A 24,139-nucleotide genomic window follows, 5' to 3' on the forward strand; every position below is an offset into this window, starting at 1 on the left:
GGCCGGCTCGATGTCGATCGTCACTTCGTCCTGCGGCTGCAGCCCGGACAGGAACGTCGGTGCCGGTACCACGGGTGTGTCGCTGTACGCGCGAACGTGGCTGCTCGCCGATGCGTTGGCCAATGTTGCGCCAGGCACCACGCGGGCGCAACGCGGCGTGTTCGTGGATTTGATGATGATCCAGATCGCCGCGGCCGACGGCAGCACCGCAGTTGCTTGCGATGGTCACGCGGACGCTGCCGCGGGATCTGGCGGTGCTCCAAGCATAGGCGTGCCGCAAACAGCGCTGACCATTTGGGACATTGCAATACGCACGCATCACGCCATTTCGTCGATTTTCTGCCTGCGGCTCCGGCACTTTCGTACTTCTGGTCAGCACTGACTGATCGGGAAATTCCGGGGCCGCTCGGCAATGCTTTGCGAGCCCGGTAGCGCCAAGCTCGCTCCGGACGAGACCATCGAAATCCTTGTTGATGCGAGTCGATGCTGCTGCCGTGCCCCGAGGTCGCTACTGCTGGATGGTCGCGTTCTTCAACAGCCCACCGACAAACTGCGCACTTGCCTTTTCCAGCGCAAGCGCGCCGAGCTGCTGACGGATCGTCGCCTGCGCCTGGTTGAACGTCGGCACCTGCGTCGGCCGCTTCGCATCCAGCTTGACGATCGCGCGTGCGCCGCCAATCGGAATCGACTCGGGTGTGATGGCGCCGACAGGCAGCTTTTCAAGCGCCTGCGCGACCGCAACCGGCAAACCCGATGTCTTGCCCTCCGTCGCCGGCACCTTGAAGCTCACCCACGGCAGTTCTCCGCCCGTGTCCCGACTCGGCGCGATGCTGTATTGACGTGCGAGTCCGTCAAACGATTTGCCCGCCTTCAGTTCGCTCAGTACGGTCGCGGCCGTTGCCGCATCCCTGACGACGATCAGGCGCGGCTTGTATTCGTCCTTGCCGAGCGACGCGACGATCTCGTCGTAACGAGACTTGACCTGCGCATCCGTTACCGGATCCGGCTTCACGTTGTCCTTCAGATACAGCTGCGTCTCGGCATTCGCCTTGGCGACCTGCATCGCTGCCTGCACTTCCGGCTTGCTGCCGTAGTTTGCCTTCTCTGCTGCCTGCTGGATCAGCACGCGCGCAATCAGCTGATTCTTGATCGCCTGTCGCACCTGCGGCGTATCCGGTTGCCGCGACGCGCGCAGCACTGCGTCGACTTCCGCTTGTGTGATCGCGGTACCGTTGACCGTCGCAACGGAGCCGGTCGGCTGTGATGCAGCCGACGTCTGCGCGAATGCCGAACCCGTCAATGCCGCAGTGAGGGTTAATGTGGACAGCGTGTACCTCAGGTTGGTTTTCGTCATCATTTCGCATTTCCAATAAATGAGCGCACAAGCCCTTGGGATCGTCCAGGGCCGGTCAATAGTTCCAGTTGACCGTCGCCAATACCAACGTTGCCTTCGGCCCAAGCGCAGCGGGCTGCGTCAACGCACGCCCGACCAGGACCTCGCCTGACAGGTACTGCTTGTGCCACTGCCATTGTGCACGCAGCCCTGCGCCCGCCCCGGCCAGTGTCGGGAAACCCGGTATCGAGACAAGGCCGGCCTTACCCGCATCGACGAACACGTACGGCTCGACTCGACCGTCCTTCCACGCCGGCGCATTCACCCAGGCCAGTTCGTTGCGCGAGTAGAAGCCGCGATCACCAGCAATCTCGCCCGAGCGAAAGCCGCGCACGGTATCCATCCCGCCGAGGTATAGCTGTTCGGATCCGAACAGCGCCATGTTCGTATATTGCCCGCCGAGCACGCCCCGATACGCAAGCAGCGCGTGCCCGATCTTCGGCAACGGCAGCGTGAACGCAGCAGTCGCATCCACCTTTGTGAACTGGCTGTGCGCTTCGTCGCGCGTGATGCCGTGCGGATCATGGTTCGCGCCGAACCATGGCAGGCCCTGCGACACCCCGCCGTTCAGCGTGAAATTGCCCTGCGCGTCGTTCATTACGAACTTGTGCAGCCAGTTGCCGCCAAGTCGCAATACGGCAACCCGTTGCGGATCCAGATCGATGCCGTTGACCTCGCGATCGGTACGACGCCAGGACACCGTGGCGTCCACACTGGTGATATCGCTGACGCTGCGGCCCACAAGATAATTCCAGCCGAAGATGTGCGACAGCGTGCGACCGTATTCGAGTGCGGTCGTGCCGATCACCTGCTGGTATTCCGAATCGGAAATCGTATAGCTGAATGTATGACGGCCGAACGGCACGGCGAACGAGCCGACGATCGCGTTGCTATCGAGGCTGTCGAGGAAGTTCACGCTCAGCGATTCCTGCAGGCCGAGCAGGTTGTCGGCCTCGATGCCCGCGCGATAACGTGTCACGCCGGTCGCCGAACTGCCGTAGTTGTCGACGCCCAACGTGTAGTACAGCCGATCGCCCGACTTGTTACCGATGTCGACGATCGATTCGCCAGGATTCTGGCCCGGCAGGATCTGGACCGTCGCCTGGTTGCGGCGCAGACGGTTGATCTGCGCGACGCCCTGATCGATATCCGACAGGCGCAACGGCTCGCCGGTCGCCGCCGGAAACGCATTTTCGTAGCCGGCATCCGTCAGCCAACCGCCGCCCGCCGATGCTTCGCCCGCCTTGAGCCGGTGGATCGGCTTGCCGTTGACCGTGAACGCTTCGATCGTGCCGAGTTGAATCGTGATCTTCAGCGTGCCGGTGGCAAGGTTCTGCGGGCCGAGCAGCGCACGCGTCGTCACGAGACCGTGTGCGACGAACACGTCCGTGATGCGCTTCAGCAAGACGTTGATGCGATGCGAGCCGAGCTCGTGGTTCACGAACGGTTCGACAATCGCGTCGAGCTCCTCGGCCGAGATGCCGCGAGGTGATTGGAACGGCTTGCCGTCGGGTGCCTGCATGACGATCTGCTTGACCGTAAAGGTCGGCCCTGCTTCGACGATGGCATCGACCGGCGTATCGACCGGAATGTCGAGGGTCGCCTCCGGTGTCGGCGCGACCGTGATCGAAGCTGGTGGCTGTTCGAGTTGACGCTGGCGCGCTTGCTCGCGTTGCTGCTCGATGATCAGTTGCGCCGGATCCTGCACCGGCCGACCGGCGGGGGGCGGAGTCTGTGCGTGCGCCGGCATGTGGAATGCAGCGAGGCTCGCGACAAGCAGCGGCAGCTTCAATCGGGGGAATGCGCGTGATTTCATCGTTGTTGTGCGTGCAGGTGCCCGAGCGTTGATGCTGTCATGCCAGCGGTCTCGCTCTTAGCAGCGGCTACGATGGCCACGACGGCGAGAAACACGATGACAGCGACCCCGAGTCGATCTTTTGTTTGGTAGTTCATCCCGTCTACCGCCACCACCACGTCGTCAGGCCCAGATGCTGATCGATCTGGACCGGCGTGCGCGACGGCGCGCGTACCGTCGTGATGCCACCGGCCGCGGTGACGCCCTTGCCGGCACTGAATGATCCGCCATCGATGACGCCGTCGCCTGTGAGCGTCACGCTCCCGTTCGCGGTGAAGCTGCCGCCGACATCCATCGCGATGATCTGCGCCCACGTACTGCCGAAGAACGCCTTGAAGCCGCGATGCTGGTTGATCGCTGAGTAGCCGGTCACGCCTTGCGCGTATGTGATCGGCGCGTCGACCTTGATGTCGCCGGTCGCGAAGACATTGCCGCCGATGTTACGGGCGACCGAGCCGGCCTTGATGCCGATGTTGCCGCCTGCCTGGATTGTGCCGCCGTACGGCGTGACGTTGCTCGATGCGTCGGCGTGGCAGAAGATCCAGCAGCTGCGCGTATAGCTCGCCTGGCCAGTGAAGACAGCGGCGTTCATGAAGGTGCTCTGCGCGGCGATATTGACGTCCCCGTCGTTCGATTGAACGATCCCGCCGGCATTCGTGAAGTTGCGGCTCGTGATCGTCACCGGGCCGTGCACGGCGGCGACATAGGCGAGCTGATCCGGGTTGCTGACCATGCCGTAGTCAACATTGAATCCGCTCGTCGTATGCGTGAAGAACAGGAAGCTGCCGCCGCGGTCGGAATACGCGGTGGGTTGGCCGCCGTTCGTGCCGCCGGTATGGTCGATGATGTTCTGCACGTCACCGGCGGCAGTGAGGCTTACGGCGCCGTTCGACAGAATGCGGGCGTTGTCGTTGATGATGTTGCCGCCCGCCGTAAGCTTCGTCTGGCCGTTGGCCGCGAACATGATGCCGAGGTTGTTCGCGCTGGAGCGGTTCGTGATGTCGCCTGCTGCGGTGAGGATCACGTCCCCGCCGGTCGTGGTGCCGTCGCTCGCCGTCGTGCCGGCCTGAATCAGGCTGCCGGTGTTGGTAATCGCGCCGCTGCTCGTCAGGTTGAGCGTGTTGCCGGCGCTCACGGTCGTTGGGCCGGTAGCGTCGTCGGACAGCGCGATGCTGCCGGCCTGAACGTTCACGTTGTTCGCAGCCGTTACCTGTGCGCCCTGCAGCGACACGGTACCGGGTGTCGTCAGTGCGACGTCGCGCTCTGCCTTTAGCGAACCGTCGGAAATTGCGATGTCCCCGTTTGCCGTGACTACCACGTCGCCGGCGTTCGCGTAGATCTTGCCGAGGCTGTGCACGCCCGCGCCTTGGTCGGTAACGATCAGCTGAACGCGGCCGGCCGTCAGCCCGCCGGCCGCCGTGATGTCGACGGCGACGGCGTTGCTTTTGGTGCCTGGCGATGTCGTGCCGATCAGCCAGTCGTGGCCGTTGTCCGATGGAGAGAAACTCGTGTCGTACGTCGCGGTACTATCGCCGGCGATCGCGCGGATGCCGCTCGTCGAGCTCGTGAAATCGTTAGTGACCGGTCCGTTGATGCTCAGCTGTTTGGCGATCAGGTCGAGGTTGACCAGCGTGCCCGATAACCCGCCGGGACCGATCGTGATGGCACCGCGATTGGTCGTCAGGACGACGTTGCGCTGTACAACACCGGGCGCAAGCGTGAGGTCGGTGAAGCCCACCTGCCCCGTCGACAGAACGACGTGACCCGTATTTGTGAAGCTGCCACCGTCGACCGTGACCCCGTTCGGATTGGCCAGGATCACGTTCGCGCGCGGACCCAGCACGTTGATGTTGCCCTGAATCAGCGACGGGTTCGTGCTCGTGACCTGGTTGACGATCGTGCGTGCGTTGATGCCGACGTTGTTCAGGTCGGCGCCCGCTTTCGAGACGTTGAAGGACGAGTAGGTGTTGTTCGAGACGCCGCCGATGGTAGGGGCAATATTGACCGTTTGACGGCCCGTTGCGCCGGTTGACACCGAGGTTCTGGTCCCACCGTCCGGGACTATGCCCGCCGCGAATGCGCAACACGTCGTGCTGGCCCATGCCAAACCAAATGCTTTCTCGACAATCCCTCTTTTCATTCTCCCCTCGACATTGTTATTAGAAAGCGTCCTTCATGAGCCGTTAGCGACAGTCGCGAACCAGAATTGAGATCGGGCTTTGATCCAAGAATTCCGTCAATACAAACTATTCGAGCTTTAAATCGAATTCGGAAGGCGCATCCGCGCTCTGGGTCAACCTACCGCCATTTTTCAAAAACTGATACGCCTCGGCACCAATCCAATAGCCATTGATTTTTTCCTGAAATTGCTTCTTCATTGCCGAGGCGAACAGTCGCATTAACCGTTGAGCAGCCGAATCGTCTGACCACGTTCGGACCAGGCCATTTATCATTATCGTGCTAGACCACATCCCACCAGCATTGAACTCGACACCCTCCGGACAATTTCCGGCGCGATAGAATGTGTACCATTTTCCGCCTTCGGGCAGTAGCTCTCCAAAGAATTCAGTGACTGGCGAGACGGGCACATTCCTCTCAACCACAAGGTAATTTTCGCATCGCGTGGTCTGGCTGCCGGCCGCCGAGCCGATTTCAGGAATATTCCGAGCGGTTTCATAAATAGGCGCGTCGTCATACTTTTGGTAGACAGTGTGATGTGTCAATATGTACTTCAATTCCAGCTTGCGCTCGACCTCGTCGGTTACCGATAAGGTATCGTTTTTTGTTGCAAAGAAGTGAATTCGCTTCATTGTCCGATTCCGTTCTTAATCGCTTGCTTAATCTGATCCGGAGACGCTCCCTTGGGAATCAGAATCAGCCTATCACCCGGGGGCGAATTGCTTTGTATTCTCGCCGCGGCGGCAGCTTCCGATTGGGTTGGTGTTATACCATCCGGTTGGGTTGTCACAGTCTGAATTCGCACGATTGGGCCATTTCCATTGATCGGCTTTGCCGTAATGTCAACAAACGTACCGCCTCTTGTACCGGGTCCGGTTCCGGCAATGTATTCTTCGGACGCAATCCCGCCGCCTTCAGAAACTTCATATCCATAGCCTTTCAAGGTCTGCCCTACGTCATAGTTTAGCTGTCGAGTCGCTGCACTGCCCCAGCGTCCTCCTGAACTTGAAAGGTAGCGCTGAGTGAACGAGCTGATCCTGTCGCTGATAGCCTGCCCGAGGTTTTCGATTCTCGCGAAAGTGCCTTCTACGGACTCGACAACTCCCTTCTCGAATGCTGCCGCGGCCTCGCTCGTCGTCATCGATCCGCCAGCACCGCCACCATTCAAGCCGCCGACACCGTTACCCAGACCGCCTTCAAGCGGGATCAGGTCCTTGCCATGGGCAATATCTTCCGGATTCGTCGCATTGTTGATCGCCTCGCTGGTTGCTGCGTTCGCGCCGGCAACACCGTTCTGCCCAGCGGCATTCGCTGCGAGCCCGCCCAGCAACGTCGTTGCGGTGACGATCGCTGCGATTTGATCGGGGCGCAGATTCTGCACGCCACCGGCCTGATCCACCAGAATCGAACCAAGCACCGCGCTCGTAGCCGCACCGATAGCACCGCCGCCACAGCCCTGCCCTAATGCGGCACCCGAGGCACAACCGACTACCGCGTGCGCCAGCACAAAGCCCAGCGTATCCTTCGCCAGGAGTGAGTCGGAGTTCGTCGAGGACAGTCCGATCGCGTTGTTGGCTACCGCCGCGACGTCATTGACTGCACTCGTCAACATGGCGGTCCCATAGCTACCGCCGTTGATCGCCGTAGTGATCGCACCGTTCACCACGGCACGTTCAGCGATCGTCGCCGCGGTATTGCCGAGGTTTGTCAGTGTGACAGTCGTGTCAGCTGCGACCGCTCCGTTCCCGAGGTTGTTGAAACCGTTCAGGTTCAGCGCCGAGTCAGCAAACTGTGTCAGATACGCAGTGCCTACCGCCTTGCCGAGTGCTGCCAGACTCACACCACCATTGGCGATCTCCTGCTGCATGATCGACGTCGCCAACGCGCCACCGATCGGGCCGAGGACGTACGAAAACGCCACTGCCATAGCCGCCTGGAACACCATCGCGACGCCACCGTTGTGGCCATCGGACTGATACTCGCTATTCAGGTGGTTGCTGACCGTGCTCTGCTGGAAATTTCCGCCAAGCTGCGACTTGAGCTGCGCGAGCTCAGCCGCTGTGCCTGCCTGATCGATCGAGCCATCGGCGCCCAGCTTCTGGATCTGGCCGCCGATGTTGTCGATCATCGCGGCGTTGTTCGCGAAGTTCGCGGCGCTGATGAAGCCGCCCTGCTGCAGGACGGTGCCAGTCGTGCGCGTGTAGCCGTCGTCGCCGGCATCCGCGTAGTACGAACCGATGTCAATCGAACGCTCGAGGTTCGTGATGCGCGCGCCCGGCGTCGACAGCGTACCGGTCGCCGTGATCGAACCAGTGTTCGTGATGTCGTCCGGACGGCTTGCGTCGTGGAACGCCAGCGTCACGTCGTGGCCGCTGATCACCCCGTCGGTACTCATTGCCGCATAACCCTGCGGCAAGTACACTTGCGGCATCAGCGCGTCGACCGTGGGACACACCGCCCCCCCCGTGGCCGTACAACCCGGCTGCGGCACCGCTTGCTCGACGTACCAGAGCATCGGCTTATCGAGCTTCGCCAGTTGCTCGTCCGACAACGCCACGCCGACCTTCAGATCATGCGCCTTCGCGTAGTCGATCGCGTTCGCGTAAAGCGCGAACTTTTCCTGATCGACGACCGTGGTCTGATACTTGTTGTCATACGACAAGCCGTCGATGAAGCTGGCCTTGCCAAGACGCTGGAGCGCTGCCGTTTGAAGTGCCTGGTTCTCGTCGAACGGGTCGTAGTAGAACGGCACGCTGCCCGGCTGAAGGTTGCTCGGCAGTTGGCTGATGAGATACGACGGCCCGATCCCGCCGACGACCTGCGCGGCCGGGTTGTTGATCAGGTAGGCCACTGACGACGGCGATCCTGCAATCGTCTGCACCGAAGCGCCACTCGGCGCACCCGGCGTCCCGACCTTGGCACCTTGAATGCCGCTCTGGATCGGGCCAGTTGCCCGGCCGTTGACGTTTGACGCCTGCGCGGCGGCGGTGGCCGCTTGGCCCGCGACGCCCTGCGCCGTCGCGGCCTGTGCGGGTATGCCCAACGGCGCAAGCGCGACGACCTGCGTCGGCGCGACACCCGGCGGCGTATACACGTTGCCCGTGTAGCCGTTCACCAGGTGCAGGCCCGACATCGCGATCGTGTTACCGATGATGTTGCCGCTGTTGACTACGTTTCCTTGCGACTGCACCGTCAGCGTCGGCGCTTGAATCAGGCCGTAGATCGTGCCGACCGGCGACGGCGGGCTCAGGGGCTCATTCGTGCCCGTCCATGCACTGCCCCAGATTTGCTGACAGCTCGCCAGATCCGTGCAGCCATAGTTGTCGTGCCAGACGTACGAGCCATTGATGACCTCGTTCGAATGCGAATGCCAGTATGCGTTGAGCACCTGGTCCTGATTCGTCAGCGCATTGGTCGACAACAGGTTGATCGTCGCAGCTTGGCCAGCAGTCACGACGCTGCCGGTGTTTAGCATCGAGCCGGCCGTGACGCCCAGATTGCGTCCCGCGTTGATGATGGACGGCGGGCCCGACTGGTTATCGACCATCGCCTCGCAGTCCGGTGTGGCGCCCGTCATCGAACAGCCGTAGGTTGACTGCGCACCGTAGTTCTCGTGCGCCTTGACGGGATCGGCGATCGCGTTGGTCAGCGCGTTCGTCACAATCGTGATATCGCGGCCCGATTGAATCGTGCCCGACGTGTTCGTGACACTCGACGACTGCGTGGCGTTGCCGGAAGTCGTGCCGGCACCGCCGATCGTCACGTCCTGGCCTGCGACGAGCTGCCCGAGACTGTTGCTCGTCGTGTTGCTGGCAATCACCAGATTGCGCCCCGCGGACACCGTCGCGTAGCTCGGCGTACCCGGCGTAAAGACCTGACTCGTGTACGGGTTCGGGTTGAAGGTCGAGAAGCCGTGGTTGCAGTCGGCATCCGACACACCCGCCGCGCATCCGGCATTTGTTACGAGGCTCGACGTGCTGCGGCCCTGGTTCGTGAAGCTCGCCGCGTTGATCGTCACATCGGTCTGGCCCGCGATCGTTCCGCCGTTGATCAGATTTCCACCCGACACCGTCACGTTGTTGCCTGCGGCGATCGTGCCCGGCGACGGCGGCGCCTGCGTAACGGTGCTGACCCTGCTCGGCGCGACAACCGAGCTATTGACCGTGAAGATGTTGTCCGGCGCGAGCGCATAGCCGTCCGACGTGTGATAGAGCAGTCCTGAACCCGGGATCGTGATCGCACCGAGCTTTTGCAGCTGTGAGATCAGTGTGTTCAGTTCTTGCTGGTTCACCTGCTCGACCGATTTCCCGAGCGTGGTGGAAGGCGCCGGCCCGTTGTCAAGCGACTGGACGTTCAGGTTGATGTCATGGCCGGCGGTGATCGTGCTGCTTTCGTTCGACAAGGTGTTCGCGGTCAGATTGAGATCGTGACCCGCGGCCATCAGGCTCGGATTCGTGACAGCCTGCGAGCCGGATACGGTCAACGAAATGGTCGGCAGGTTCAGCACGATCGGCGTGCCCTGGGTGAGGCCCGAGCCCTGGTGCGCTGCCGCGTTGTCGACGACGTAGATGTTGCCGGAATCCGGGTAGTACGAGTACGCACCCTGCGGATCGCTCTGGAAATCCTGCGCCGGCAGCAGCGTGATCGTGCCGTTCGTAAAATTCGGGTTCAGGTCGGTCAACGGGCCTTGCGCGCCGGGCCAGCTCTCGACAGTCTGCACCCCGCCGCTGCCGCCATAGTCGCGTACCGTGAAGACGGTCTCGCTGCCGAGCAGAATCGTGCTGAGCAGCGCCGGATCGGAGACGATCGTCGTGGTGCTGTTGCCTGCGCTCCCAGCATTCGGTGAAACCGCGTTGTTGTTGACGCTCGCGGCCTGGATCGTCATGTCGTTGCCGGCGGTGAAGGTACCGACGACGTTGGTGAGCGCGCCGCTCAGGTTGGCCGTGATGTCATGGCCTGCCTGCGTCGTGCCATTCGAGTTGTCGTAACTGGCGCCCGTCAGGTGAAGGTCGTTCGCCGCTTCGACGGTGCCCAGATTGACTACCGCGCCGTCCAGATGCGCGTCGACGTTCGCGTGCAACGTCGCGCCCTTCTGATTCGTGAAGCTGCCCGATGTCGACACGTTGTGGCCGTTGATCGAACCGGCGTTCGTCGTCGTGCCGTTCAGCGCGATGTCGCCCGCGCTCACGATCGAGCCGGTGTTGCTGATGTTCGCCGAGTTGATGACCATTGTCTGGCCGGCGACGTTAGTCGTACCCAGATTCCAGGTGCCGGTGTTCGCGAACGACAAAGTATTGAGCGTCAGCGTTTGACCGGCCAGCATCGTCCCGCTCGAGGTGGCAAGCGGATCGAAGCTCAGGTTCGGGGCGCTGAACGTGACATTGCGGTGCGCCAAGATGCTTCCCGACGTACCATCGAAGGCGCCGGTGCCCCCGTTCACGGTGATATTGATGTCGCCCGTCGCAGCTGCCGGGTTCTGAACATCGCCCGCGAAAATCGTACCGCCGCGGTTGCTCAGCGTCGTAGTCGACAAATTCAGGGCGTTCGTCGCCATCAGCGCGCCTGAGTTCGTGACACTGTTGCTGGCCATCACGTTCACGGTCGGCCCATACACCGTCCCGCTGTTGGTCACGTCGGCGGCATTCACCGTTGCGGTTTGCAGCGATGACAGGCTTCCCGTGTTTGACACCGAACCGCCGGTCACATTCAGATTGCCTGCGCTCATCTGCGTGCCGACGTTCGACACCTTGCCACCGGCCAACGTCGCGTCGCCCTTGAACGCCGCCGTGCCGCCCGTCGTCAGGCTTTGCGTGCCGGTAATCTGCGTCGTGCCGCCGACCACCGCGTTCGCGGTCGTCACGTTCGCACCGGACAGCGTCGCGTTGCCGCCCACCGACAGCGCCGGCGCGGTGGCGCTGAAGGGCTGGGTGAGCTGGCCCGCAGACGTGTCGAGGTTGTCCGACGCGGTCGCGGTCAGATTGCCGCCGACGGCAACGTTTTGCGTGGTGATGTTGGCCGCCGTCAGGCTTGCGTTCTTCGAGACGGTCGTAGGGCCGTTCAAAGTAATGGCCTGACCGGCGTTGAAGTTGGCGCTGCCGGCGGTCGAAACATGGCTGCTCGCGGTGAAACTACCGAATTTAGCGTTGACCGACAGGTCGCCGAGGCTCTCGACGCTACGCTGCGTGTTCACGTCGGTACCGGCCTTGATTGTCGTCGTCCCGCCCGACAGGGCATTGTCGGTCAGCGTCGCGCTGCCGTTCGTCGCGGTCAACGTGCTGTTGCCGACCGCGGTAGTCGAACCGACCGACAGATTCTGGCCTGCGGTGACGCTTAAGTTGCTGCCGGTCTGGATCGGGCTAGAGATGCTGACGTTGTTGCCGGCGGCAAGCGTCGTATCGTTCGCGACGCTGATCGCACCCGTGCCGCTGATGTCGCGCCCCGCCGTCACACTCGCGTTGCCCGTGTTGTTGACGGACAGGCCGCCGTTCAGGTTCGCGTCGCGCGCGGCGGCGATCGTCGTGCTCTGACCGCTCTGGACCGTGCCTGCGATCGTCGCATCCTCTCCGGCGTTGATGTTCAACGCACCGGGTGTCGACACAGCGCCGGCCACCGCAACGCTTCCGGTGCTCGCGCTAATCGACGCATTGCGTCCGCTAAAGACCATCCCGCCCAGGCTGACGCCCTGCTGACCCGTTGCAGTCAGCGCGCCGAGTGCCGCCACGCTTCCCGTCGTCGTCAGCGATCCACCGTTAGCGGCCAGCGTGGTATCGCCGACCGAAGTAGCCGTGCCTTGAATATTTGTATTGCCGTCCGAGGTTACGCTGAGGTTATTGCCGCTGGTAACACTGCCCGACACGCTGGCCGAACCCGTCTGCGCAGCAATCGTGGTGTCGCCCACGCCTGAAACCTGCCCATTCACGGTCGCATTGCGCGCGCCCGTCAGCGCGACCGTGCTACCGCCCTGCACCGCACCATTGACGGTCAAATCGCGTCCAGCCCGTGCCGACACCGTTCCCGGCGCGCTCAACCCTCCGACCGTGAGATCGCCATTCGTCGTCTGCAGCGCAATGTCGTGCGCCGTCAGCGAGCCGATCGTCATCGACTGCCCGGCAGTGAGATTGGCCGCGCCATTGGCGGCAACGGACGCAGCGTTCAGATTGCCGCCTGCGGTCATCGTCACGTTCTGCCCGGCCGACACCGAGCCCGGCGCATTGATATCGCCGTTCGCGTTGACCGTGTAATTCTGGTTTGCGAGGCCAGTACCACCGATAGTGGTGTTGCCCGCGCTTGTCAGATTGACATTCTGATTGGCAAACGTTTGACCGACCGATACGTCGCCGTTCGCGTTGACGACCACATTGCCCGCCGTTGCCGACAACGGGCCTTGCGTGTTCACGCCCATGCCGGCCGCGGTCGAGACGATGTAGACGGTACCGCTCGTCACCGAACCATACTGATTCGCATCGATGGCAATCGCCTTGCCAATGGCGGAAGCCGTATTCGTCGCGCCGTTCGCCGCCGTGCCATACGTGGTGCCGGCTGGATCGCTGGCCGTCGGCGTAACGAGCTGATTGCCGGTCACGACGTTCACACGCTGATCCGCGCGCAACGGAGCCGCGAGAGTCACGCTCTGGCCAATGAGGTCGATATTGCCGACGGTACCTTCGATACCCGCACCGGGGCCATTGACTCCAGCCGGACCATTGATCGAAATGTTTCCCGACCGAACGTCGTATGCAACCGCCCCGGCATGAGCAAAATCGGTCGAGGTGCCACCGACGCCGGTAAGAAACTGCGGCGTGCCGGTCGTCAACGTCAGGCCCGGTACATTCGTCAGCGCCATCCCGTTCACGGCAATGCCGCCCGGCGCCGCAACAATGACGGCCGCCGGCGAGCCGAACACTTCGAGCGGCCCGTTCAGCGTCGCGATGCTGTTGGACGTGACCTGATTGATGATGGTCGTTGCAGGCCGGCCATTCAGGTTCGGGTTGGCGCCCAGCGTGCCGCCAAGCAGCGGCGTGCCCGCCACGGTACTGTTATTGAGCACCAGGCCGCGCGAATCGATGTCGAACGACTGGTATTGCCCGACGCTGATGCCGTTTGCATTGGCGCCGGGGATGTTGATCGCGGGCACACCCGTGCTGGTCTGCGTGACGGACGGCTGGAATGAAATCGGCGCGCGCGGATCGACGATCGGCGCGGCGTGCGCGGTCTGATCCATCAGCAGCACGGCCGGGCTGAAATACATCACGACCGTCATGATCCAGGCGGTCGCCTTGACCCAAAGCGCCGCTGCTTCGCCAGTCAGCGAACTGCGGTCGAAGATAATCCCCGATCTGGCCGTTTCCCGTTGAACGTGCCGTTTCTCGATTTCGCGCATGACGCGGCGCATGATTGGTCTCTCTTGGTATTTGCAGCAGATAATTGCACAAACGAAATCGCGAGATGGTCAAGAATTGTCACGGCATGCAATGAGCGCATCACCGACAATTACATATTGCTTTCTATTTGATTTATAACTTTTATTAAGTAGATCGCCTGCTTCGCAGTCGCTTCTACATATTGGTCGTCGTTCCCCTACGACAACCGTCAAATCCGAACGGAAAGACAACAGGTGCGGCACGACCGACAAATCACGATAAGGCATCATTCATCTCGGTTTATCGGCAATTCAAAACGAAACGACCGCGAGTGGTGCCTGATAATCTACGCGCGTGACTTAATCCGCGAGTTTTTCTATCGACACAGCAGGTGAACAGGCGACAAGGCGACGCGGAAAGTACCGGCTTCGAGGCACGGACACGTCGCCCACGCGCTTCAAATAAAAACGCGGATGACAATCCGACACCGGACACGACATCCGGCGCGGCTTGTCATCCGCGTTGAAAATCCGACGTGCCTGCGGGACGTCAGCTGTAGTCGTACACCCCCCGCCCCGTCTTGCGCCCCAGCCGCCCTGCCGACACCATCTCGCGCAGCAGCGGGCACGCGCGGTACTTCGTGTCGCCGAAGTCCTTCAGGAACACGTCCATCACCGCGAGACACACGTCGAGCCCGACGAGGTCGGCCAGCGCGAGCGGCCCGATCGGATGGTTCGCGCCTAGCTTCATCCCCGCGTCGATCTCCTCGGCCGACGCAATGCCTTCGGCCAGCACGAAGAACGCTTCGTTGATCATCGGCACGAGGATCCGGTTCACGACGAAACCCGGCGCGTTGCGCACGCCGATCGGCGACTTGTCGAAACGCTCGGTCAGCGCACGCACCGCGGACGCGGTCGCGTCGCTCGTCTGCAGCCCGCGGATGATCTCGACGAGCGGCATCAGCGGTACCGGGTTGAAGAAGTGCATGCCGACGAAGCGCGACGGATCGGCGAGCAGCGCCGCGAGCGCGGTGATGGAGATCGACGACGTATTGGTCGCGATGATCGCATCGGGCCGCGCGACCGACTCGATCTGCTTCAGGATGCGGCTCTTCAGCTCGACGTTTTCGGTGGCGGCCTCGATCACGATGTCGACTGCGGCGAGCTTCGCGTAATCGGTCGACGTCGTGATGCGCGCAAGCGCGGCGTCACGTGCGGCGGCGGTGAGCTTCTCCTTCGACACGAGGCGCTCGAGGCTGCCCTTCAGTGCAGCGACGCCCTTGTCGAGCGCCGCATCGCTGACGTCGATCATCACGACGTTCAGTCCTGCAACGGCGGCGGTCTGCGCAATGCCGTTGCCCATGGTTCCGGCGCCCACGACGCCGACGGTTTCGATGGCCATGACGATTCCTGTGTGTTCGGGTGCTGAGCGGTCGATTATCAGATGTTCTCGAAGATCGCCGCAATGCCCTGGCCGCCGCCGATACACATCGTCACGAGCGCATAACGCCCGCCGATGCGCTTCAGCTCGTACAGCGCCTTGACCGTGATCAACGCACCCGTCGCACCGATCGGGTGACCGAGCGAAATGCCGGAGCCGTTCGGGTTGACCTTGGCCGGATCGAGGCCGAGCTCCTGCGTGACCGCGCATGCCTGTGCGGCGAACGCTTCGTTCGCCTCGATCACGTCGAGATCGGTGATCTTCAGGCCCGCGCGCTCGAGCGCCTTCTGCGTGGCCGGCACCGGGCCGATGCCCATGTACGCCGGATCGACACCCGCATGCGCATACGCGACCAGACGCGCGAGCGGCTTCACGCCCTGCGCGCGGGCGGCGTCCGCGCTCATCATCAGCACCGCGGCAGCGGCATCGTTGATACCCGACGCGTTGCCGGCCGTCACCGTGCCGTCCTCCTTCACGAACACCGGCTTCAGCTTCGTGAAATCGTCCGGGCCCGCGTCGTGGCGCACATGCTCGTCGGTATCGAACGCGACCTCGCCCTTCTTCGTGCGAATCGAGATCGGCAGGATCTGATCCTTGAAGCGGCCTTCCGCGATCGCGCGCGCCGCGCGACGATGCGATTCGAGCGCGAGCGCATCCTGCGCATCACGCGAAATGCCGTATTTCTTCGCGACGTTCTCGGCGGTCACGCCCATGTGGATGGTCTGGAACGGATCGTGCAGCGCGCCGAGCATCATGTCGACGAGCTTCGCATCGCCCATGCGCTGGCCGAAGCGCGCGGACGGCACGCTGTACGGCGCGCGGCTCATGCTCTCGGAGCCGCCGCCGATCGCGACGTCGGCATCGCCGAGCATGATCGTCTGCGCGGCCGACACGATCGCCTGCAGACCCGAGCCGCACAGCCGGTTCACGGTCAGCGCCGGCGTGTGCTGCGCAACACCGCCGTTGATCGCCGCGACGCGCGCGAGATACATGTCCTTCGGTTCGGTGTTCACGACGTGGCCGAACACGACATGCCCGACCGCGTCGCCCGGCACGTTCGCGCGCGACAGCACTTCGCTCACGACCTTGGCACCGAGATCGGTCGGCGAAAAATCCTTCAGGCTCCCGCCGAAATCGCCGATCGCGGTACGGACACCGCTCACCACCACGACTTCCTTCGCTGCATTGCTCATCGTCTCACTCCGGTTCGTTCGCGCCCGCGGGCGCGGGGATGCGTTACATGTTCGGGTAATTCGGCCCGCCGCCGCCTTCGGGCGTGACCCACACGATGTTCTGCGTCGGGTCCTTGATGTCGCAGGTCTTGCAGTGCACGCAGTTCTGCGCGTTGATCACGAGCCGGTCGCTGCCGTCGTCGTTCTTCACGAACTCGTACACCGCCGCCGGGCAGAACCGCGCCTCCGGCCCCGCGTACGTGCGCAGGTTCACGTTCACCGGCACGCTCGCATCCTTCAGCGTCAGGTGCGCCGGCTGGTTCTCCTCGTGGTTCGTGTTCGAGATGAACACCGACGACAGCCGGTCGAACGTCAGCTTGCCGTCCGGCTTCGGATACTCGATCGGCTCGCACTGTGACGCCGGCTTCAGCATCTCGTGATCCGCGTGCTTGTGATGCAGCGTCCACGGCACGTTGCCGCCCATCACCTTCTGCTCGAGCCCGACCATCAGCGTGCCCAGGTACAGGCCCTTGGCCATCCACTGCTTGAAGTTGCGCGCGCGGTACAGCTCCGTGTGCAGCCACGACTGCTTGAAGGCGTCCGGGTACGCGTTGAGCTCGTCCGACTGGCGGCCGGCCTGCAGCGCGTCGAACGCCGCGTCCGCCGCCAGCATGCCCGTCTTGATCGCCGCGTGGCTGCCCTTGATACGCGACGCGTTCAGGAAGCCCGCGTCGTCGCCGATCAGCGCGCCGCCCGGGAACACCGTCTTCGGCAGCGACAACAGGCCGCCGGCCGTGATCGCGCGCGCGCCGTACGACACGCGCTTGCCGCCTTCGAGGAACGCGCGGATCGACGGGTGCGTCTTGTAGCGCTGGAATTCCTCGAACGGCGACAGGTAAGGATTTGTGTAACCGAGGCCCACCACGAAGCCGACCACGACCTGGTTGTTGTCCATGTGGTACAGGAACGAGCCGCCGTAGGTGTCGGACTTCAGCGGCCAGCCGGCCGTGTGGATCACGAGGCCCGGCTTGTGCTTGGCCGGATCGATTTCCCACAGCTCCTTGATGCCGATCCCGTACGCCTGAGGATCGGCGTTCGCGTCGAGCTTGAACTTCGAGATCAGCTGGCGGCCCAGATGGCCGCGGCAGCCTTCGGCGAACAGCGTGTACTTCGCGTGCAGCTCCATGCCGAGCTGGAAGTTCTCGGTCGGCTCACCGTCCTTGCCCACGCCCATGTTGCCGGTGGCGACGCCCTTCACCGAGCCGTCGTCGTTGTAGAGAATTTCCGCGGCAGGGAAGCCCGGGAAGATCTCCACGCCCAGTGCCTCGGCCTGCTGGCCCAGCCAGCGCGTGACGTTGCCCAGCGAGATCACGTAGTTGCCGTGGTTCTTGAAGTTGTCCGGCAGCGCCCAGTTCGGCGTCGTGACGGCGCTTTTCTCGGACAGGAACAGGAAGCGGTCTTCCGTCACCTCGACGTTCAGCGGCGCGCCGCGTTCCTTCCAGTCGGGGAACAGCTCGGTGATCGCGCGCGGGTCCATCACCGCGCCCGACAGGATGTGCGCGCCGATCTCGGAACCCTTCTCGAGCACGCACACGCCGATCTCGGTGCCTTTCTCGGCGGCCAGCTGCTTGAGCCGGATCGCGGCCGACAGCCCGGCCGGGCCGCCGCCCACGATCACGACGTCGTATTCCATCGATTCGCGCGGGCCGTATTGCGCGAGCAAGTCCTGTGTGGTCAAAATCCTGTCTCCTCCTGCGCCCCGACCGCGATGGTCAGAACTGGTCTTCCGTCAACGCGAGCACGCTCTCGTTGCCCTTCGCGCCGACGATCGACGCTTCGAGCGCGCCGGCCTGCACGAGGACGTGTTCCGCATAGCATTGCGCGATCGCGATCTTCGCATCGAAGAACGCCGTGTCGCTCGCGCGGTTCGCATGCGCCGCCAGCAGCGCGCGCGCCATCTGCCACCCGCACAGCACCACGCCCGCCAGCTTCAGATACGGCACGCTGCCGGCGAACACCGCGTTCGGGTCCTGCTTCACGTTCGCGAGCACGTAGTCGACCACCGTCGACAGCGCGCGCGCACCCTTTTCCAACTGCGCCTTCATCGATGCGGCCGCCGCGCCGTCCACCTTGCCGAGCGCCGCGACGGTGTCTCCGATCTCCGCGATCAGCGCCTTCGCCACCGCACCGCCGTCGCGCATCGTCTTGCGGCCGACCAGGTCGTTCGCCTGGATCGCGGTCGTGCCTTCGTAGATCGCGAGGATCCGCGCATCGCGGTAATACTGCGCGGCGCCGGTTTCCTCGATGAAGCCCATCCCGCCGTGCACCTGCACGCCGAGGCTCGCGACGTCGTTCACCATCTCCGTGCTCCAGCCCTTCACGACCGGCACCAGATATTCGTAGATTGCCTGATGACGCGCCCGCGTCGCCTCGTCCGAATGGCGGTGGGCAATGTCGCTGTGCGCGGCTGCCACGTAGGCCAGCGCCCGCGCGCCTTCGGTCAGCGCACGCATCGTGCCGAGCATGCGGCGCACGTCCGGGTGATGGATGATCGTCACGGACTGCTTCGCCGAACCGTCGACCGGGCGGCTCTGCACGCGCTCCTTCGCGAACGCCGCGGCCTTCTGGTATGCGCGATCGGCCACGCCGATGCCCTGCATCCCGACGCCGAAGCGCGCGGCGTTCATCATGATGAACATGTATTCGAGGCCGCGATTCTCCTCGCCGACCAGATAGCCGATCGCGCCGCCGTGGTCGCCGTATTGCAGCACCGCGGTCGGGCTCGCCTTGATCCCGAGCTTGTGCTCGATCGACACGCAGTGCACGTCGTTGCGTGCGCCGAGCGAACCGTCGTCGTTGACGAGGAACTTCGGCACGATGAACAGCGAGATGCCCTTCACGCCTTCCGGCGCGTTCGGCGTGCGCGCGAGCACCAGGTGGACGATGTTGTCCGCCATGTCGTGCTCGCCCCACGTGATGAAGATCTTCGTGCCGAACACCTTGTACGTGCCGTCGCCCTGCGGCTCCGCGCGCGAGCGCACCAGTGCCAGGTCCGAGCCGGCCTGCGGCTCGGTCAGGTTCATCGTGCCGGTCCATTCGCCCGAGATCAGCTTCGGCACGTAACGTTGCTGCTGTTCGTCGGTGCCGGCCGTCAGCAGCGCCTCGATCGCGCCGTCGGTGAGCAGCGGGCACAGCGCGAACGACAGGTTCGACGCGTTCAGCATCTCGATGCACGGCGTCGCGATCAGCTTCGGCAATCCTTGACCGTCGTATTCGGCCGGGTGCTGCAACCCTTGCCAGCCGCCTTCGACGAACTGGCGGAACGCGGCGCCGAAGCCGGGCGTCGCCGTCACGACGCCGTCCTTCCAGCTGCTCGGATTGCGGTCGCCCTCGACGTTCAGCGGCGCCAGCACTTCACCGCAGAATTTCGCGGATTCGTCGAGCACGGCCTGCGCGGTGTCGTAGCCGGCGTCCTCGAAGCCCGGCAACTGCGCGACGGTGTCGATGCCCGCGAGTTCCTTCAGCACGAACAGCATGTCCTTGACAGGGGCGTTATAGCTCATGGTCGATGTTCCAAATCAGGCGGTGAATGAGGCGCGCGGCCCGGGCGGCTGCGGCAAAAACGGCCAGCGCCGGGCGACGTCGTAAGCCATCGTAATGCCGCGCCGCCGGTTTTCCATTGTCATATCCGGCCCACATGGTGACAAAACCGGCCACGCGATGCGCGCGGCGATGACAAAAACATGCGCCCGGGACGGGCGTAGTCGACGACCGGCTTCGCCACCGGCGACGCGCAATCGGCGTGCCGGCGGGCTGCGCCGGGCGGCTGTGCGGTGTTCGATTCCGGGCATGCCGAAGAAATGCGTCACCGATTGGCATGGCGTCCGGCGCCAAATCGGCCGCCCTTTTTCGCCGTCCGCGCCCGCGCGTTTCTGCGTAGACTTTCGTCACATCATGCCAGGCAAGCGCGGGAGCGGAAACCGCGCGGCAAGCAGCGCGCCATTGACCTGCCGGCCGGTTGGAACCGCCAGTGGGCAGCGGGCCATCGGAAGCCGCACGGGAAGCCGGTCATGGGACGCCCGTGTCGTCCCGCCGCGCGGCAGCGTCGCAGCGTGGCAGCGTGGCAGCGGCCGCTCAATCGCGTCGTCAACATCCGTTCGGCCGACGCGATATCCGCCGCGCGTGGATAAAACGCAACAGAACATCGGAACACGCGATCGATATATTTGTGCACTCGATAGCGCCATCGTTATGCGGCATACTCTATCCGCATTCAGCGAACGATCGTTCTATTTGCGACGCACACCCTCGCACACGCCACTAAACACGCACATGATTCTGGTACCTTGACGCACCGGCCCACGTGATTCGCGATGGCCATCACCGATCCATCACCCATCTTTCCTACTATGACATTACAGATTGGGATTCCTCTGGAGACAGCCACTCAGGAACGGCGCGTGGCGACCGTCCCCGAAGTGGTCGAGAAACTGATCAAGCTGGGTTTTACGGTGGCCGTCCAAAGCGGCGCCGGGGCCGGCGCGAACTTTGACGATGATGCGTACCGCGCAGCCGGCGCAACGGTGGTCGCGACCGCCGCCGAGCTCTGGTCCGGCAGCGACATCGTGTTCAAGGTGCGCCCGCCGAGCGCCGACGAAGTCGCGCTGATGCGCGAGGGCGGCACGCTGATCGGCTTCGTGTGGCCCGCGCAGAACCCCGAGCTGATGCAGCAGCTGGCCGCGAAGCGCGCCACGGTGCTGGCGATCGATTCGCTGCCGCGCACGCTGTCGCGCGCGCAGAAGATGGACGCGCTCACGTCGATGGCCGGCATCAGCGGCTATCGCGCGGTGATCGAGGCCGCGCATGCGTTCGGCCGCTTCCTGAACGGCCAGGTCACGGCGGCCGGCAAGATCCCGCCGGCCAAGGTGTTCATTGCCGGCGCCGGCGTGGCCGGTCTCGCCGCGATCGGCACGGCCGCGAGTCTCGGCGCGATCGTGCGCGCGAACGACACGCGCGCCGAGGTGGCCGATCAGGTCAAGTCGCTGGGCGGCGAATTCGTCAAGGTCGACTACGAAGAGGAAGGCTCGGGCGGCGGCGGCTATGCGAAGGTGATGAGCGAAGGCTTCCAGCAAGCGCAGCGCGCGATGTACGCGCAGCAGGCCAAGGACGCCGACATCATCATCACCACCGCGCTGATTCCCGGCAAGCCCGCGCCGAAACTCATCACGGCCGACATGGTGCAGTCGATGAAGCCCGGCAGCGTGATCGTCGACATGGCCGCCGAACAGGGCGGCAACTGCGAGCTCACGGTGCCCGGCGAAGCGGTCGTGCGCCACGGTGTGACGATCGTCGGCTATACCGATCTCGCATCGCGCCTGTCGCGGCAGTCGTCCACGCTGTATGCAACCAACCTGCTGCGCGTGATCGAGGAGCTGTGCAAGGCGAAGGACGGCACCATCAACGTCGACTTCGACGACGATGCGATCCGCGGCCTCACCGTGATCAAGGAAGGCAACGTCACCTGGCCGCCGCCGCCGATCAAGCAGCCGGCCGTCGCGCCCAAGCCGGCCGCGGCCGCGCCCGCGGCGTCCGCACCGGCGAAGTCCAAGGGCCACGGCCATGGCGGCGAGCCGATGTCGGCCAAGGCGCTCACGATCGTGTTCGCGATCGGCGCGCTGGCCTTCCTGCTGGTCGGCCAGTTCGCGCCGTCGAGCTTCCTGTCGCACTTCACGGTGTTCGTGCTCGCGTGCTTCGTCGGCTACATGGTGATCTGGAACGTCACGCCGTCGCTGCACACGCCGCTGATGAGCGTGACCAACGCGATCTCGTCGATCATCGCGATCGGCGCACTCGTGCAGGTCGCGCCGCCGCTGGGCGAGCTGGCCAATGCCGGCGACCGTCCGTCCGGGCTGATCCTCGGCCTGGCGGTGGGCGCGCTCACGCTCACGGCCGTCAACATGTTCGGCGGCTTCGCGGTCACGCGCCGCATGCTGGCGATGTTCCGCAAATAAGGGGACGACAACGATGACTTCCAACCTGACTACCGTCTCCTATATCGGCGCCGCGATCCTGTTCATCCTCAGCCTGGGCGGCCTCGCCAATCCCGAAACCGCACGCCGCGGCAACCTGCTCGGCATGATCGGCATGCTGATCGCCGTGCTGGCGACCGTCGCCGGTCCGCGCGTGTCGGCCGCGGGCATTCCGTACGTGATCGCGGCGCTCGTCGTCGGCGGTGCCGTCGGCCTGTACGCCGCGAAGAAGGTGCAGATGACGCAGATGCCGGAGCTGGTCGCGCTGATGCACAGCCTGGTCGGCCTCGCGGCGTGCCTCGTCGGCTTCGCGAGCTACATCGACACGTCGCTGCAGTTCACGGGCGCGGAGAAGGCCATCCACGAGGTCGAGATTTATGTCGGGATCCTGATCGGTGCGGTGACCTTCGCGGGCTCGATCATCGCGTTCGGCAAGCTGTCCGGCAAGATCGGCGGCAAGCCGCTGCTGCTGCCGGCGCGGCACTGGCTGAACCTGGCCGCGCTGCTGATCGTGATCTACTACGGCCGTGCGTTCCTGCATGCGGAAACCATCCAGGACGGCATGCTGCCGCTCATCGTGATGACCGTGATCTCGCTGCTGTTCGGCGTGCACATGGTGATGGCGATCGGCGGCGCGGACATGCCGGTCGTGGTCTCGATGCTCAACAGCTACTCGGGGTGGGCGGCGGCGGCCACCGGCTTCATGCTCGGCAACGACCTGCTGATCGTGATCGGCGCGCTGGTGGGCTCGTCCGGTGCGATTCTGTCGTACATCATGTGTCGCGCGATGAACCGCAACTTCATCAGCGTGATCGCCGGCGGTTTCGGCAGCGGCGCGGGCGCACCGGCGGCAGCCGGCGGCGGCGCGGCACAGCCGGCCGGCGAGGCGGTCGCGGTCAGCGCGGCGGAGACGGCGGAGCTGCTGCGCGAGGCGAAGCGCGTGATCATCGTGCCTGGCTACGGGATGGCGGTCGCACAGGCGCAGCACACGGTGTTCGAGCTGACGAAGCTGCTGCGCGAGAAGGGCGTCGACGTGCGTTTCGCGATCCACCCGGTTGCGGGCCGCATGCCGGGGCACATGAACGTGCTGCTGGCCGAAGCGAAGGTGCCGTACGACATCGTGCTCGAAATGGACGAGATCAACGGCGACTTCCCCGAGGCCGACGTGTCGATGGTGATCGGCGCGAACGACATCGTGAACCCGGCCGCGCAGGATGACCCGTCGAGCCCGATCGCCGGCATGCCGGTGCTCGAAGTGTGGAAGGCGAAGACGTCGATCGTGATGAAGCGCAGCATGGCCTCGGGCTATGCGGGCGTCGACAATCCGCTGTTCTACAAGGACAACAATCGCATGTTGTTCGGCGACGCGAAGTCGATGCTGAATGAAATCTTCGGCGCTCTGAAAGCCTGAGTACGGCCGCGCGCGCGGAGCGGGCAGCGCTCCGCTCCGGCGCCGCGCGGCGCCTGCCTCTCCCGACGGAACTCGGGATACGCTACCGGCCGCTCGCCGAGTCGATGAACGACTTCTTTCAGCAACTGATCGAAACCGGGCAACTGAAGCGGTGACCGCTTCCTGATTGCACCGGGCTAGCCGGTCGTGCCGTTCGACCTCGGCGAATGCCTCTGTGCGTTGCTGCCGCGCGCGCCCGATACGCGGCGCAGGGCCGCGCGCTGTCCACGCAATGCGCTGCGCGACGACAGGGAGCCATCCA

The 24,139-nt window shown here is 63.9% G+C and carries 12 protein-coding genes; 3 read left to right on the forward strand and 9 right to left on the reverse strand.

Features of this window, described 5'->3' with window-relative positions:
• Positions 1-10: 10 nt before the first annotated feature.
• A complete protein-coding gene (locus tag HW466_RS31890; RefSeq protein ID WP_239005997.1) occupies positions 11-382 on the forward strand; it encodes a hypothetical protein in 372 nt (123 codons plus the stop codon).
• A 126-nt stretch (positions 383-508) separates the two neighbouring features.
• On the opposite strand, the gene HW466_RS13045 is transcribed toward HW466_RS31890, so the two are convergent.
• From HW466_RS13045 to HW466_RS13085, 9 genes are all read right to left on the reverse strand, one after another.
• Positions 509-1,357 carry a peptidylprolyl isomerase gene (locus tag HW466_RS13045; protein WP_059505313.1) on the reverse strand — a complete coding sequence of 283 codons (849 nt, stop codon included), beginning with the start codon at positions 1,355-1,357 and terminating at the stop codon, positions 509-511.
• A 52-nt stretch (positions 1,358-1,409) separates the two neighbouring features.
• Complete coding sequence (locus HW466_RS13050) at positions 1,410-3,143, reverse strand: ShlB/FhaC/HecB family hemolysin secretion/activation protein (RefSeq protein WP_151003454.1); 1,734 nt, start codon at positions 3,141-3,143, stop codon at positions 1,410-1,412.
• A gap of 208 nt (positions 3,144-3,351) precedes the next feature.
• Positions 3,352-5,388, reverse strand: coding sequence for a two-partner secretion domain-containing protein (locus HW466_RS13055; RefSeq protein ID WP_151003446.1), 2,037 nt, complete (start codon positions 5,386-5,388; stop codon positions 3,352-3,354).
• Positions 5,389-5,494: 106 nt separating this feature from the next.
• Positions 5,495-6,058 (reverse strand): hypothetical protein, encoded by a 564-nt coding sequence (locus HW466_RS13060; protein ID WP_060135684.1) that lies wholly within the window; start codon positions 6,056-6,058, stop codon positions 5,495-5,497.
• On the reverse strand, positions 6,055-13,818 hold the full coding sequence (locus HW466_RS13065) for a two-partner secretion domain-containing protein (RefSeq protein ID WP_239005996.1): 7,764 nt from the start codon (positions 13,816-13,818) through the stop codon (positions 6,055-6,057). The genes HW466_RS13060 and HW466_RS13065 overlap by 4 nt, the downstream gene beginning before the upstream one ends.
• A 517-nt stretch (positions 13,819-14,335) precedes the next feature.
• A complete protein-coding gene (locus HW466_RS13070; protein ID WP_059869097.1) occupies positions 14,336-15,187 on the reverse strand; it encodes a 3-hydroxybutyryl-CoA dehydrogenase in 852 nt (283 codons plus the stop codon).
• 38 nt (positions 15,188-15,225) lie between these two features.
• The gene (bktB, locus tag HW466_RS13075; RefSeq protein ID WP_059505319.1) at positions 15,226-16,419 is read right to left on the reverse strand and encodes a beta-ketothiolase BktB; all 1,194 of its coding nucleotides are present in this window, start codon (positions 16,417-16,419) and stop codon (positions 15,226-15,228) included.
• A gap of 43 nt (positions 16,420-16,462) precedes the next feature.
• A complete protein-coding gene (locus HW466_RS13080) occupies positions 16,463-18,091 on the reverse strand; it encodes an electron transfer flavoprotein-ubiquinone oxidoreductase (RefSeq protein WP_420908221.1) in 1,629 nt (542 codons plus the stop codon).
• A gap of 79 nt (positions 18,092-18,170) precedes the next feature.
• Positions 18,171-19,961 (reverse strand): acyl-CoA dehydrogenase, encoded by a 1,791-nt coding sequence (locus tag HW466_RS13085; protein ID WP_151003450.1) that lies wholly within the window; start codon positions 19,959-19,961, stop codon positions 18,171-18,173.
• Between the two features lie 846 nt (positions 19,962-20,807).
• Here HW466_RS13085 and HW466_RS13090 point away from each other — a divergent pair.
• Both HW466_RS13090 and pntB read left to right on the forward strand, forming a co-directional pair.
• Positions 20,808-22,409 (forward strand): Re/Si-specific NAD(P)(+) transhydrogenase subunit alpha, encoded by a 1,602-nt coding sequence (locus HW466_RS13090; protein ID WP_151003452.1) that lies wholly within the window; start codon positions 20,808-20,810, stop codon positions 22,407-22,409.
• A 13-nt stretch (positions 22,410-22,422) separates the two neighbouring features.
• Positions 22,423-23,838, forward strand: coding sequence for a Re/Si-specific NAD(P)(+) transhydrogenase subunit beta (gene pntB, locus HW466_RS13095; RefSeq protein WP_059449268.1), 1,416 nt, complete (start codon positions 22,423-22,425; stop codon positions 23,836-23,838).
• Positions 23,839-24,139: the final 301 nt, after the last annotated feature.

The organism is Burkholderia territorii, from assembly GCF_902833055.1.
GTDB classification, from domain to species: domain Bacteria; phylum Pseudomonadota; class Gammaproteobacteria; order Burkholderiales; family Burkholderiaceae; genus Burkholderia; species Burkholderia territorii.

What these genes read in the sequence shown, in the direction of transcription:
- HW466_RS31890 (WP_239005997.1), top strand. Translation starts at nt 11, where the DNA reads ATGTCGATCGTCACTTCGTCCTGCGGCTGCAGCCCGGACAGGAACGTC.
- HW466_RS13045 (WP_059505313.1), bottom strand. Translation starts at nt 1,357, where the DNA reads ATGATGACGAAAACCAACCTGAGGTACACGCTGTCCACATTAACCCTC.
- HW466_RS13050 (WP_151003454.1), bottom strand. Translation starts at nt 3,143, where the DNA reads ATGCCGGCGCACGCACAGACTCCGCCCCCCGCCGGTCGGCCGGTGCAG.
- HW466_RS13055 (WP_151003446.1), bottom strand. Translation starts at nt 5,388, where the DNA reads ATGAAAAGAGGGATTGTCGAGAAAGCATTTGGTTTGGCATGGGCCAGC.
- HW466_RS13060 (WP_060135684.1), bottom strand. Translation starts at nt 6,058, where the DNA reads ATGAAGCGAATTCACTTCTTTGCAACAAAAAACGATACCTTATCGGTA.
- HW466_RS13065 (WP_239005996.1), bottom strand. Translation starts at nt 13,818, where the DNA reads ATGCGCCGCGTCATGCGCGAAATCGAGAAACGGCACGTTCAACGGGAA.
- HW466_RS13070 (WP_059869097.1), bottom strand. Translation starts at nt 15,187, where the DNA reads ATGGCCATCGAAACCGTCGGCGTCGTGGGCGCCGGAACCATGGGCAAC.
- bktB (WP_059505319.1), bottom strand. Translation starts at nt 16,419, where the DNA reads ATGAGCAATGCAGCGAAGGAAGTCGTGGTGGTGAGCGGTGTCCGTACC.
- HW466_RS13080 (WP_420908221.1), bottom strand. Translation starts at nt 18,091, where the DNA reads ATGGAATACGACGTCGTGATCGTGGGCGGCGGCCCGGCCGGGCTGTCG.
- HW466_RS13085 (WP_151003450.1), bottom strand. Translation starts at nt 19,961, where the DNA reads ATGAGCTATAACGCCCCTGTCAAGGACATGCTGTTCGTGCTGAAGGAA.
- HW466_RS13090 (WP_151003452.1), top strand. Translation starts at nt 20,808, where the DNA reads ATGACATTACAGATTGGGATTCCTCTGGAGACAGCCACTCAGGAACGG.
- pntB (WP_059449268.1), top strand. Translation starts at nt 22,423, where the DNA reads ATGACTTCCAACCTGACTACCGTCTCCTATATCGGCGCCGCGATCCTG.